Origin of the sequence: Paenibacillus sp. AR247, assembly GCF_002968895.1 — a bacterium.
In the GTDB taxonomy this organism is placed as follows: Bacteria; Bacillota; Bacilli; order Paenibacillales; family Paenibacillaceae; genus Paenibacillus_AQ; species Paenibacillus_AQ favisporus.
Map to the genome: position 1 here is coordinate 1954871 of NZ_PCZT01000009.1, position 11770 is coordinate 1966640.

The following is an 11770-nucleotide window of genomic DNA, read 5'->3' on the forward strand; positions in this document are numbered from 1 at the left end:
TCGCAGCCGTCGTCCTGGTGATGTATACCGCTCACCTCGGAGGAGAGATGGTACACCGTCCGTTCGAGCCCGGGCAGTTCCCTCAAAGACAGATGGGCGGCGGTCAGGGCCAAGGAGCCTCAGCCGGGATGCCGGGCGGGCAGGGTGTGCCCGGGGATCAGGGCGGCCAGCCGCCGGCTGACGGAAGCGCCAGCGCTTCCGGATCGGATTCGGCGGAGTAAGTTCCTATTAACGCCAGGCTGCACTCCCCTTAACGGCAAAACAGCGGTCCCCGGTGCATCCGGTTGGGGCCGCTGTTTTTTGGTATGACGATCCATGCCGTTGAATGTTCCGCTCACCGTGCCGGATGATCCGCTGCAGGCTGCTTGATGCGCTCTTTGCTTCCGTCCTTCCCCGCTTTTCCGTTTGGACTTGGCTTGGCACGGGGGCCGGCTGGCCCATCATCGCCTGCCTGCTTTTCACCCGGCTTTGCTCCCGGCTTGGTTTCCGCTTTAGGCGGCGCTTTGGCCCCCGCGGGCTCCTGCTTCGACTGGGATTCCAGCTTGACGCCGGGCCTGGCGGGCAGACGCTTCACGTACCGGTCCGACAGCCCCATCCGCTTTTGGATAAATTCAAAGTCCGGTCGATACCGCTCGACGTTCTGCACCGGCAGCAGCGTTCGAAGATCGTATGCTTTTCCGTCCTCAAATCCGTTTTTTCCAGCGACAAACACGATGTCGTCATTAAAAAAGGAGCCGGCCGGCATGTAATACCGCGATCCGACAATATTGTGATCGACGTTGGCCAAATCGTGGCCGAATGTGGTAAAATTCTCCTGTTTCAAATCAATGCCCATCACATTGGCCACTGTGGGCAAAATATCGATCTGCCCTCCGGTCCGCTCGATCCTCTTGCCTTCGTGCTGGCCGGGCAGGTGGATGATCAGCGGCACGTTGTACGTGCTGATATGCTTATGGTACGGAATGCCGAGCGCTTTGCTGACGGTGGCGGGGCGGTGATACCTTTTATGAAGGCCGAAATGGTCTCCATAGATCACGACTACGCTGGTATCCCAGAGCCCCGATCTTTTCAGCTTGTCGATAAAAGTCCCTAAGGCATAATCGGTATAGTTAACGGCCGTCAAGTAGTCCCCGAGGCGCCGATCGGCGAAATCGTCGGGAAGATGAAGACGCTTGTCGGCTTCTTTGATTTTTATAGGGAGAATGGCTCGTCACGGTGACAAATTGGGCGTAGAACCGCTTGTCCAGCTTTCGCATCGTTTTCATTTTACGGATACCGACCCGGAACAATTCCTCATCCGACGCCCCGAACCGGCTGAATTTGACCTTGCTGAAATAGGGCTTGTCATAATACGCGTGAAACCCCAGCGCCGGATACATTTGGTCCCGGTTCCAGAAGGTCACGTCATTGACATGGAACGTCGCCGTAACGTAATTATTCCTGCCCAACAGCTTGGCGAGGCTCGGCAGCTTTCGGTCGGCATACGTTGTAGACATGGCTGAAAACCCGATGGGGTAGATCGATGTGCTGGCGGCAAACTCCGCGTCGGACGTATTGCCTACTCCGATTTGCTGGAATATGTATGGAAAATACAAGCTTTCTTTGGACAGCTTTTTCATAACCGGTGCTACCTGCTGCCCATGAACCGATGCATTCAGCACAAAATTTTGAAAGGATTCCAGCTGAACGACAATGAGATTTTTGCCCTTTCCGGCCCCCCAATAGGATCTGGCACTGCCCTCGTGAGGCTCCCCAAACGGATAAGTCTGGTCGAGCTCCTCGAGTTTTTCGGGAATCGTTTTTCGCGCTGGGGCTTAACCTCTTTTTGTGTCACTGAATGCGGTTTGGTTTCGGGCTGCAGCTTGGCCGGAAGGTTCCGGTAGAGCAGGACCGCGCCTGCAATCAATGCAGTCGACAGGGCGGCGGCAATATAACGGGCATAACGAGACTTGAATCGGTTCATCAGCTCTTTAACCACTCCAAGAAGCATAATATGGCGGTCAATCCTGGACCTGTTATAGGGTGTCCCATCCTGCCCGAATGATTCCCGGTTCTGCGAAAAAAACAAAAAAACCCTTGGCATTCAAGGGTTTGGGGTTCCATATCGCGTCGGGTCTAAGGATAACATTTACAGCGTTTCGGCAGCCTGGCTGAGCCAAGCCGACAGCTGGCCGGCATCAAACGAGTCCCCTTTGCGCAGCTTCATCGTTTTTCTTTCCGCCGGTCCCTCAAACATGCCTTCCGGGAGGTCCAGCCCGTCCGCATTAAAGATCGTAAAGCTGACCGCATCCTTCGAGGCGGAGATGACGGCAGCGTATTTCCCGTTTTTCAAAAAATGGGGTTTCTTGTACTGGATGCGCTCACTCACGTCCGGCAAGGCATGATGGACCACTTCACGCAGACGGGTGGACAGCTCGTTTTGCCACGGTTCTTTCAACGCCTCAATATAATCGACGACTTCCTGACTCATTTATAATTCGCTCCTTTGTCAACGATGAATGGGTTGCTTATAAAAATTTCTGCATCTGATTCAGCATACGGACCTGCTCCTGCAGGTCGGCTTCCAGGGCCAACACCCTAGGATTCCGGTCTTCCTGCACCCACTCCCTGAGCTCGCGGACATCTACTTCGCTGCCCTCACAGCCTGCGGGTACCGGCATCTTCATCGCCCATTCCACCGCCTCGTCCGCCGTTTCCGCCTCGATGACTACGTATCCCGCGATGAGCCGATGATCCAGCGGGAATGGACCGGGGTTGACCTTCGGACTCGCGTCCCGGCCGGTGAGCCGGATTCGGACCCCGCTTGAACTGGGCTGGAGCTCCTCGGCAGCGAGGAGCTTGCCTGCCTGCGCCAACGCCTTGCGATATTCAGCCATCCCTTCTTCGAACCGGTGCGTGTGTAAAATACCTGCTTCTGACAGCCCGTTTGCCCTGACGATCAACATAAATCTCATGAACGTTTCCCTCCTTGTTGGAGGAAGACCGAAGGCCGCGATTTCCTGCCCTTCTTATTCTTCCACCTGCTATGACGACGAATGGGAACGTCCTTAATCGACATACAGCAGCAAAATAATTAATTTGGTGAACCGCCGCACTCCGCAGCCCGCTTCAAGAGCAGCTGCTGCTCACGGCTATTGCGGGTCATGGCGGCCGCCCGTTCGAATTCGGAGCGGGCTTCGTCCATCCTTCCGAGCTTGGCCAAAAGGTCGCCGCGGACGCTCGGCAGCAGGTGATACTCTGTCAGGGCAGGCTCGTGCATCAGTTCATCGACGAGCTGCAGTCCGAATGCCGGACCGAAGGCCATCGAAATGGCCACCGCCCGGTTCAGCTCGACGATCGGGGAGGGCGCCACCCTGGAGAGCGCCTCGTAGAGGGCAGCGATGCGGGCCCAATCCGTATCTGCTGCAGTTGGCGCCTGCGCATGACAGGCGGAAATCGCCGCCTGAAGTGCGTAAGGACCGAGCGGGCGGCCCAGCTTCCGGCACCGCTCCAGCGCCGCCAACCCGCGGCGGATAAGCAGCCTGTCCCACTGCGCCCGATTCTGGTCCATCAGCAGCACCGGCTCGCCGGAAGCGCTGACCCGGGTCTTGAAACGGGAGGACTGGATTTCCATCAAAGCCACCAATCCGTGAACCTCCGGCTCCTCCGGGGCAATCTCGGCCAGAACGCGTCCAAGCCGAAGCGCTTCCTGGCAAAGTAGCGGGCGGAGCCAATGGTCTCCGGTCGTCGCCGAGTATCCTTCATTAAACATCAGGTAGATGACCTCAAGCACAGCGCTCAAGCGCTCCTGCAGCTCCTCTCCTTCCGGAACCTCAAAAGGAACCTTGCGGCTGCTTAAGGTCCGCATAACAGGCGAAGCGTCAGCGCAACCCTGGCATCCTGAGACAGCACCGGATGGCAGGTCATAAAGATCAGACGGAGGAGATCGTCGCCGATCTCTCCGTCCATATTCCGCTCCAGGTCATCTTCGGTATACAATTCCGTCGTCTGTGCCATCTCCGCATATTTCTCGTCCCGAAGCTTGTTTCTGCGGAGAAGATCGATGGCCCGCCGTTTGGCCGCCGTCATCAGCCAGGCGCCGGGATTGTCAGGAATGCCGCTTTCCGGCCACCGCTGAAGGGCGATCACCAGCGCGTCCTGGGCCAAATCCTCGGCCAGGCCCACATCCCGGACCATTCGCGTCAGGCCGGCGATCAGCTTCGGGGACTCAATCCGCCAGATGGCGTCAATGGTCCGGTGCGTTTGGGATGAAGTCACGCTTTTCTTTGCTCCTCCAGCTGCTGTCTCAGCGCGTTCTCCTTGGCGATCGCTTCCGGATTATCCGTCAGGTCCTCCACCTCAAACACCTGTCTCAGCTCAATTTGTCCCTGGCCAAATCCGTGGGGATCCGGCATCCGCAGCGCCCACTCGATCGCTTCCTCTCTAGATTTGACTTCGATCAGTGTGTATCCCGCGATCATCTCCTTGGCTTCGGTGAACGGCCCGTCGACCACTTTCGGTTTGCCGCCGGGCTCCGGATAAGAGATACGGATTGCACTGGAGCTCGGGTGCAGGCCATCGCCTCCCAGCAGGACGCCGGCTCTGGCCAGCTCCTCGTTGTAGCGGTGCATGGCTTCGATGAGCTCCGGACTCGGCAGAACTCCCGCCTCGGAATCCGTTGTAGCTTTGACGATCATCATAAATCTCATGTTTTATTCCTCCTTGGATTGGATGAAGCCGCCGCCGTGCTCTTCACAGCTTCCCTAATTCAGCTTCTATCATTTCGACGAACGGGAGAGACTGAAATCGACATCAGCGCTTCATTTTTTTAATTTTTTTCTTTTGGTCTGGATCGTTCAAACCTACCTTTACATACCGGATGCCTGCGCCTTGTCTGCAAAAAATGCGGACAGCTCCGCCGCAATTTTCGGAGCGTCCAGCTTTTTCGTATGGCCGAGCCCCTTCTTACTCAGCAGGATTGCATTAGGCAGTCCTTGAGCCAGCGCACCGGCGGCATGGCGGAGGGAGACCGGACTGTCCGGCCCTTCCAGAACAAGCGTCGGCATTGTCACGCGGCTCCACTGTTCAACAGGCAGCGGCTTTCCGTCCCAGTAACCGTCAAGCAGCGCGGCATCGTAGGGCAGCGTGTGGGCCACCGCCATCAGGTTCGCCCACACCTTCGGCATCATTCGCATCATGCTGACGACGAACCCAGGGGCTCCCATCCCTTTGGTCATAAAATACTTGATCGCCTCGGCGCGCCGCCCGCTGCGGATCAGCTCCGTCACCTGCGGTATAAAGTCCTGCGGCGGCTTCCGGTCCGAGGCATCGACCACAAACGGCGGTTCGTGGAGGGCAAGCTTCGTGATGGCCGCCCCTCCGGCGGCTGCCTCAAGGGCCAATACGGCTCCCGAGGACAGCCCCCAGACATACGCGGAGCCTCCGGCCGCTTCAATGACCGCTTCCAAATCCTCGATCTCGCGTTCCACGGCGTAAGGCTGGGAATCCCCGCTGTCTCCCCGCCCGCGGCGGTCGTAGTTATATACGGTAAACTGACTGGACAGCAGCTGGGCCAGCTGGACCTGTGCCGGAAATTTGCGGTAGCTGAACGCTCCCGCCACCAGAATGAGCGCAGGCCCCCTCCCGGTCCGGTCGTAAGCGATCTTGGTTCCGTCTTTTGAAATGACAGTGTGCATGAGAATAATCTCCTTTTTCATGGTTTCTATATAGACGACGAACGGACGAAACCCGGATCGACATATCTTCAAAAAAAGTTTTCAACACAGGCTGTTCAGTCCTTCCTTCCCTTTCCGGATGTAATCACCCGTTGGTTGGATCTTGGACGATCTTGGACGCCTAATTGTTTTCGGCAGCGTATGCCTGATTTCCTCCCCTGTTCACGGAGTGCTGCCGATTCCTAGAACCTTAGGGAATCCTTCTTTTCGCAGCTAAAGCAGCCGCCGGGAAAATCCCTTGAGCCGCTTTTCTGACTCAAATTTCTCAAAACGATCTGGCGCGCTTCGTTCCTTAGACAACAAGGAGTATGAAAATACGATGTCGAATATCAAAATCTATAGAAACTGAATGAGGGGGAAGTCAATATGGCAGAGGACAATACCCGGTACGAACAGGTGAAAATGGTTTGTGGAGAAGATTGCGGAAACGCTCCCAAAAAAGAGTTCCTCAGAGCGTTTAATGCTGCCTTTGTTTGCAACGATATTGACTTTATTAATGAGAAGACGATAGAAGATATCCAATGGAATATTATCGGCCGTAATGCATTACAAGGTAAGGATCAGGTTTTCGAAATGCTCAAAAAGCTGATGGACAAAACACCGACGGAGTTAATCATTAGCAATATCATCACGCACGGATATTCCGGCTCTTTAAATGGCATTCTCAACCTTGAAAATAATATGAGCTACGCTTTCTGTAATATTTATCGTTTCAACAGCAGTTTAAACAAAACAAAAATTAAGGAGATTACTTCTTATATCATTGACATTTCAAAATAACAAACGATAAATAAGCCGCCTATAATCCTCTCAGGCGGCTTTTGTTCATCTAACAATGAACCTTCAAACCGTCAGCGGCAGAGCCAGCGGTTCTAAGGCATGGGTCCATGGATAAAGACGAACGCATCGTAACGCATCGACATGCGCGACGGAACGTAATTCTCCAGCTCATACCCGGGGTCATAGATTTAGGACAGATACGGATAGGGTATCCACCTCCGCAGCGGGATGATGTGCATATCCCAATGAAATCTTCGCCTAGGCCGGCTTCCGCTTCTTTTTGCCAATCAGCATCGCAATGACCAGTATCCCGGGAATCACCAGCTGCGTAATCGGCATCAGCTGCTCTACGGTCAGCTTGAGACCTGTCCTGAAATATTCCGTAAACGTGGGTGATAAATACGTGAGGCCAAATACCGTCAATGCCAGCGGGATGACCCACAGCTTGTAACGGATTCCGGTGATGCGCTGAAGGCCGATGCCTGCCCCAATCAGTAAGAAATTAGCCTTCATGCCGATGCCCATGAACAAGAGCAGGACAAACAGCGCGTCGGCTCTCTCAATCACGTTGGCCACCTCCATCATCTGTACGACCATGAACAGCGGATACGTGCCGATGGTGGCAATCTCGGGACCGAGAACGAGAATAACCAGCTGGTTTAGAACGGTCAAAAAAACAGCGGTAGCCAGATAGGATACGATAGTGAGCCTGCCGAGATGTTTGCCCTTCTGAGCATATTTAAAATAAACCAGAAACAGGACCGTCTGCCCGAAAGGAAACGATACGATGTTAGGCATGGCTGCCCGCCACACTGGAGCGAATCCGTTCTCCAGGACAGGAAACATGAATTTAGTGCAAAGGGACCATGACTAAGATCAATACATATCCGAACGCCATGACATAGGCNTAAATCACGCTCAGTCTGAAAGCCGCCCTTGGCCCAAGATAGGTGATGTACGACCCGATAAGCACCGAAATGAAAATAATGATCGACATCGGTGTCCGGTTCAGCATCGTTTGAACGGCCAATTCGCCGATATCGCGAAAATTTCGGGAGGCTTCATAAGCAAAATAAGCGGTAAGCGCAAACGCAGCAATCCAGCCGAATATGCTGCCCAAATAATGCCGGCACATCTCGAACAGATCCCTTTCCGCATCCAGGCGGTACATCAGCAAATATACCAGAAGCAGCAGCAGCCCTGCCCCGGCGCCCAGAAGCATGGCGAGCCAGGCGTCCTGCTTCGCCTCTCCCCCTAACAGGAACAGAGTAGTGCTTCCTACTTCATACAAAGATAACGATATGGCGATTTCAGAAGCACGGGTCGTTCGAATCATAGGATACTCCTTCTGCATACCCAGTTCACTAGGGCTGCCTACGGCAAACGTTATTTCATCTGTTGTATCGTCTTCTGGATCAGACCCGGCCGGCGGATGGTTGCCTTGACCTGAACCTGAATATCCATGCGTTTGAATTGATCAGGCCAGGTGGTCTGCATCTTCCTCCACTCCTTAGGAAAACTGCGGTGAATGATGTCGGCATAACCGGTCACGTCAATCCCCATTTGCCGCACGGCATCCCAACCGGTAAACATCTGGTCGCGGACTTCCGCTTCGATGCTCTTCTCCATTTCACGGATGACATCCAGTTTGGACAAATCCTTGTTGCACGTGGATTCCATCAAATTTCCGTTCAGTTTGACGTTAACCAGCATCGTATAATGCGTGCCGGCATGGACGGGCCTGAGCTTCGTTTTCGCAGAGGTGATGATGATCGAATTATGCTTGTTTTTCGCTTGGGGACAAGGAAAGGATAGCTCGGTCCCCTTCACTTGATCGGTAAGCCACGACAGTCCCATGCTTTCTCTGCCGCTCAGATACCCCGCCAACCGGTCCCCGCTGAATACACCAAGGCGGGTCAGCCTCAAGGAAAGCGGAGTGGAGGTATCTTTGAGGACATCAAGCGAATGCAATTTTGCCTTGTTCTCTTCCGTGTCCTCACCCACAAAAGTAGCTACAGGTATGCCGATGCTTTTGGCATCCGAATGCAGGCTGAGCGCCAAATCAAAGATCGTTTTTTTCGGAAAAATCGATATAAATTTTGATTCTTTTCCCATAATATCGCTGTAGCTCGCACCCGGCAGCTTTTCGGGAGGAACCATTTTCTTCAGCAGATCCTTCGCCCTACCGTCGGTGATCAGCAGTTCTACGCTTTCACGCGATTCCGAATTGCGCAGGAACAAATCAACCAGCTCGCCGAGCCCCCGCTCTGCCGCTTCCCTGCCGACCACAATGACTTTGGCGTGAGCGACATACAGCTTTCGGGAGGTTTCCAAATTACTCTTCATTCGGGCGCCGAAAATAGTATCGGAAACCATGGAAAACACATAAATGGCCGGCTGTGAGCCCATCCCGGTCGAGCCGCCCGTACCGGAGGCCATGGAGGACGGGATGATCGTCTGATAGCTGATTTCCCATTTGTCCCCTATTCGGTCGATGCCGCCGGCTACCGTAATTCTCAGGTCGTTCAGCTCAGCCCGGTTCCAGCAGCCTGTCGTAAGCAGCAGGCAAGCCAACAGCACCAAGCAGGCAATCCCTCTCTTCATCTCCATCCCCCTTCCTAGGCCAATGGATCCCTTGGACGCCCGACCTCACGTTCTGCGAACGACTTCTTGTCTTTCGGCTGGCGCATCCGGTTCTGGTCCCCGATGCCTACTGGACGCGTGCGCAGTTTCCACCAGGGCGCTCGAATCATCTGGTCCTTTTGGTTCGTTTTGTTAAAAGGTGATGACGGCATGAGATAAGGTACGCCAAACGATTCGAGTGAGGCCAGATGCGCCATCAACGGAATCAATACCCCAAGCACCCCGACCAGCCCGAAGCTTCCGGAAAATATCATCAGTACAAATCGGAGAAGGCGGACGGACGAAGCAAAGTTAATCGCTGGAAGTGCAAAATTGGAAATCGCCGTAAAGGAGACGACAATCACGACGGCTGCCGATACCAGTCCCGCCTGGACCGCGGCCTGACCGAGCACTAATGCGCCGACGATAGAAATGGCCGGGCCTATCGCTCTCGGCATCCGGACGCCTGCTTCACGAATGACTTCAAAAGTCAGCTCCATCAGCAGCGCTTCGACCAGCGTCGGCAGCGGCGTAATTTCCCGCTGTGCGGCCAATGAAATCAAAAGCGGCATGGGAAGCAGTTCCTGATGGAAGGTGGTTAAGGAAATAAAAATCGATGGGAGAAGCAGGGCGGTGAAAAACGAGATCATCCGGACGAGGCGAAGAAAGGAAGAAATATCGAATCGTTGATAATAATCTTCGCTGGAGGTCAAGAAACGGTAAAAGGTGACGGGAGCCGTTAAAACAAAAGGTGTACCGTCCACAAAGACGGCGACCAGTCCCTCCAGCAGCCCGCCGGCGACCGTGTCGGGCCGCTCGGTATTATATATGGTTGGAAAGGGCGACTGAACGCCGTCCTGTATCATTTCCTCAATGTACCCGCTCTCCAGAATGCCGTCGATTTCAATACTCTGGATCCGCGACGTCATTTCCTTGACGACCTCCGGGTTTGCAATCCCTTCGATATAGGCGATGGATACGTTGGTGCGCGTATAGGTTCCGATGATATGCGATTCAATGGTCAAATGCGGGGATTTGATTTTTCGCCGGAGCAGGGCGATATTGGTCGTGATATTTTCCGTAAACCCTTCTTTCGGGCCCCGGATCACCGTCTGGGAGGAAGGCTCCTCTACAGATCGCCGGGAACCTCCTTCGATATATACGGCGAAGGCTTCCCGCATGCCTTGAACGACAATGACGGCCCTCCCGTCCAGGACCGAATGAATTAAATCTTCCTGTGTGCAGATGACCTGAACATTCCCCATGGCAAGCTGGTTTTTGAGCCAATCGGCAGATGCCTTGTCCGCCCGAAGCAAATGATCTAACTTCAAGCGATTCAGGTTTTCCAGCAATTTGGAAAGGAGCAGCGGATCTACCAGGCCCTCGATATAGCTGACGATGACTTTATAGTCCGATTCTTGATCGTCTGCGAGATGATGGATGACAAAATCCGTATTTTTGCCCATGGATTGTTTGAGCAGCTCTAGACTGTCGGTTAGTTCTTCGCTCAGGGGCTTCCCCTCAGGAGAATCCTGATGTTGTTGCTCCCGCTCAGGCCGGGGATAGGTATACAGAAACTTTTTCAGCCGCTGAATAAACAATGGGAAAACTCCTTCGAGAAATGATTACCATTATTTTGCTGTTTCCCCTGTTTTTTATGCATCGGGCTCCCTTGCCCGGTAACACCTCCGATATCCGAAAATGCAAAACCGCCCCCTAACGGGAGCGGTCACGGTCATTGTGTGCAATTTTACCTCGATGATTTGGGCCGACCCGATTACGAATCATGCCCTGCCTTGTTAAATCTTAGAATCACGCTTCAGTTCTGTCGGTATGTAAGCAAAGATCCGGTCAGAGCCCAAGAACGATTTCTGCTTAAAAAGCGGCTGTTGGCCCTGGGGGAACCGGCGGATTGTACAGCTGGTAAGTCGTCTTGCTGGAATAGCCCCAAACCATCCACAGAATCACATATACCGGGGACAGGAAAATGGCAAAAAGAACGTAGGCCCCGTTCTTGCCGAACGCGTTCAGCAGCTTCACCTGCCAGATGATGGCGAACACGATATTGGCAATCGGCACCAGTGTGATCAGGATCCACCATGCACTCTCCTTGATCAGCTTCAACTGGAGAATATAATTCAAAATAGGGACAAACGCAAACCACGCGATGTCGTCCCGGCCCGCCTTTTTGGCAAGCTGGAAATACGCGCCGCAAATGGCGATATATATTGCTAGGTACAGCACAATCATGACAACGATCATTAAACATCCTCCTGAAAATTGGGTATAGAGGTAAAAATGCACTTCTCTTTATTCGATGCGTTTCATCAAATCCCTTCTTTAATTGTACTTTTTTCGACATAAAACTACGTCCCGGGACCGATGCGTTTTCGGAGCACTCCGATTTCTGCCGGGCCTTTTATAACTTATTGCCGGCCAGCGGTTTTATGCCATCCAGCGATTCGCCGAATTAATAAATTTCCTTCTCCCTGTCCGGCGGGATACGGAGCATGAGCTGGAACGCATTGGAAAGATTCGTTACAATAAGGAATGGAGAACAGTACAGCGATAGGAGAAGAGGAACATGACGAGTGAGGTAGCTCAGGAAGAACAAAGCTTTGGCTTCTCGCGGGTATATGCGATCGAACTGAAAT

13 protein-coding genes and 1 pseudogene are annotated in these 11770 nt (G+C 53.6%); 2 read left to right on the forward strand and 12 right to left on the reverse strand.

What is annotated here, in order from left to right:
- Positions 1 to 221: hypothetical protein (locus tag CPT76_RS37565; protein WP_219845434.1), on the forward strand; the 221-nt coding region annotated here is incomplete at its 5' end.
- Between the two features lie 113 nt (positions 222 to 334).
- Here CPT76_RS37565 and CPT76_RS17640 read toward each other — a convergent pair.
- The 7 genes and pseudogenes from CPT76_RS17640 to CPT76_RS17670 all read right to left on the reverse strand — a co-directional run bounded on the left by CPT76_RS17640 (position 335) and on the right by CPT76_RS17670 (position 5675).
- Complete coding sequence (locus CPT76_RS17640; protein WP_181152897.1) at positions 335 to 1123, reverse strand: LTA synthase family protein; 789 nt, start codon at positions 1121 to 1123, stop codon at positions 335 to 337.
- Complete coding sequence (locus CPT76_RS17645; protein ID WP_105443762.1) at positions 1110 to 1796, reverse strand: LTA synthase family protein; 687 nt, start codon at positions 1794 to 1796, stop codon at positions 1110 to 1112. The genes CPT76_RS17640 and CPT76_RS17645 overlap by 14 nt, the downstream gene beginning before the upstream one ends.
- Positions 1797 to 2128: 332 nt before the next feature.
- Positions 2129 to 2470: a DUF1801 domain-containing protein gene (locus tag CPT76_RS17650; protein WP_105443763.1), complete on the reverse strand. Its 342-nt coding sequence runs from the start codon at positions 2468 to 2470 to the stop codon at positions 2129 to 2131.
- Positions 2471 to 2507: 37 nt separating this feature from the next.
- A complete protein-coding gene (locus tag CPT76_RS17655; RefSeq protein WP_105443764.1) occupies positions 2508 to 2954 on the reverse strand; it encodes a YciI family protein in 447 nt (148 codons plus the stop codon).
- A 119-nt stretch (positions 2955 to 3073) separates the two neighbouring features.
- A pseudogene (locus tag CPT76_RS17660) lies at positions 3074 to 4257 on the reverse strand (RNA polymerase sigma factor).
- Entirely contained in the window at positions 4254 to 4688 is a 435-nt protein-coding gene (locus CPT76_RS17665; RefSeq protein ID WP_089546426.1) for a YciI family protein, read from the reverse strand. The pseudogene CPT76_RS17660 and the gene CPT76_RS17665 overlap by 4 nt, the downstream one beginning before the upstream one ends.
- 159 nt (positions 4689 to 4847) lie before the next feature.
- The gene (locus CPT76_RS17670; RefSeq protein WP_105443765.1) at positions 4848 to 5675 is read right to left on the reverse strand and encodes an alpha/beta fold hydrolase; all 828 of its coding nucleotides are present in this window, start codon (positions 5673 to 5675) and stop codon (positions 4848 to 4850) included.
- A 405-nt stretch (positions 5676 to 6080) separates the two neighbouring features.
- Here CPT76_RS17670 and CPT76_RS17675 point away from each other — a divergent pair, with 405 nt between their 5' ends.
- Positions 6081 to 6494 carry a hypothetical protein gene (locus CPT76_RS17675; protein WP_105443766.1) on the forward strand — a complete coding sequence of 138 codons (414 nt, stop codon included), beginning with the start codon at positions 6081 to 6083 and terminating at the stop codon, positions 6492 to 6494.
- A gap of 258 nt (positions 6495 to 6752) precedes the next feature.
- Here CPT76_RS17675 and CPT76_RS39960 read toward each other — a convergent pair whose 3' ends face one another.
- From CPT76_RS39960 to CPT76_RS17695, 5 genes are all read right to left on the reverse strand, one after another.
- Positions 6753 to 7292 carry a GerAB/ArcD/ProY family transporter gene (locus CPT76_RS39960; RefSeq protein ID WP_258168560.1) on the reverse strand — a complete coding sequence of 180 codons (540 nt, stop codon included), beginning with the start codon at positions 7290 to 7292 and terminating at the stop codon, positions 6753 to 6755.
- Positions 7293 to 7344: 52 nt separating this feature from the next.
- Positions 7345 to 7848 carry a GerAB/ArcD/ProY family transporter gene (locus CPT76_RS39965; RefSeq protein WP_483870055.1) on the reverse strand — a complete coding sequence of 168 codons (504 nt, stop codon included), beginning with the start codon at positions 7846 to 7848 and terminating at the stop codon, positions 7345 to 7347.
- A 32-nt stretch (positions 7849 to 7880) separates the two neighbouring features.
- Positions 7881 to 9098 (reverse strand): Ger(x)C family spore germination protein, encoded by a 1218-nt coding sequence (locus tag CPT76_RS17685; RefSeq protein ID WP_181152898.1) that lies wholly within the window; start codon positions 9096 to 9098, stop codon positions 7881 to 7883.
- Positions 9099 to 9112: 14 nt separating this feature from the next.
- Positions 9113 to 10717 (reverse strand): spore germination protein, encoded by a 1605-nt coding sequence (locus CPT76_RS17690; RefSeq protein ID WP_308737608.1) that lies wholly within the window; start codon positions 10715 to 10717, stop codon positions 9113 to 9115.
- 274 nt (positions 10718 to 10991) lie between these two features.
- Complete coding sequence (locus CPT76_RS17695; RefSeq protein WP_076168600.1) at positions 10992 to 11378, reverse strand: DUF5684 domain-containing protein; 387 nt, start codon at positions 11376 to 11378, stop codon at positions 10992 to 10994.
- Positions 11379 to 11770 lie beyond the last annotated feature (392 nt).

Coding starts and splice junctions, on each gene's coding strand:
- CPT76_RS17650 (WP_105443763.1), bottom strand. CDS start 2,470: ATGAGTCAGGAAGTCGTCGATTATATTGAGGCGTTGAAAGAACCGTGG.
- CPT76_RS17655 (WP_105443764.1), bottom strand. CDS start 2,954: ATGAGATTTATGTTGATCGTCAGGGCAAACGGGCTGTCAGAAGCAGGT.
- CPT76_RS17665 (WP_089546426.1), bottom strand. CDS start 4,688: ATGAGATTTATGATGATCGTCAAAGCTACAACGGATTCCGAGGCGGGA.
- CPT76_RS17670 (WP_105443765.1), bottom strand. CDS start 5,675: ATGCACACTGTCATTTCAAAAGACGGAACCAAGATCGCTTACGACCGG.
- CPT76_RS17675 (WP_105443766.1), top strand. CDS start 6,081: ATGGCAGAGGACAATACCCGGTACGAACAGGTGAAAATGGTTTGTGGA.
- CPT76_RS39960 (WP_258168560.1), bottom strand. CDS start 7,292: ATGCCTAACATCGTATCGTTTCCTTTCGGGCAGACGGTCCTGTTTCTG.
- CPT76_RS17685 (WP_181152898.1), bottom strand. CDS start 9,098: ATGAAGAGAGGGATTGCCTGCTTGGTGCTGTTGGCTTGCCTGCTGCTT.
- CPT76_RS17695 (WP_076168600.1), bottom strand. CDS start 11,378: ATGATCGTTGTCATGATTGTGCTGTACCTAGCAATATATATCGCCATT.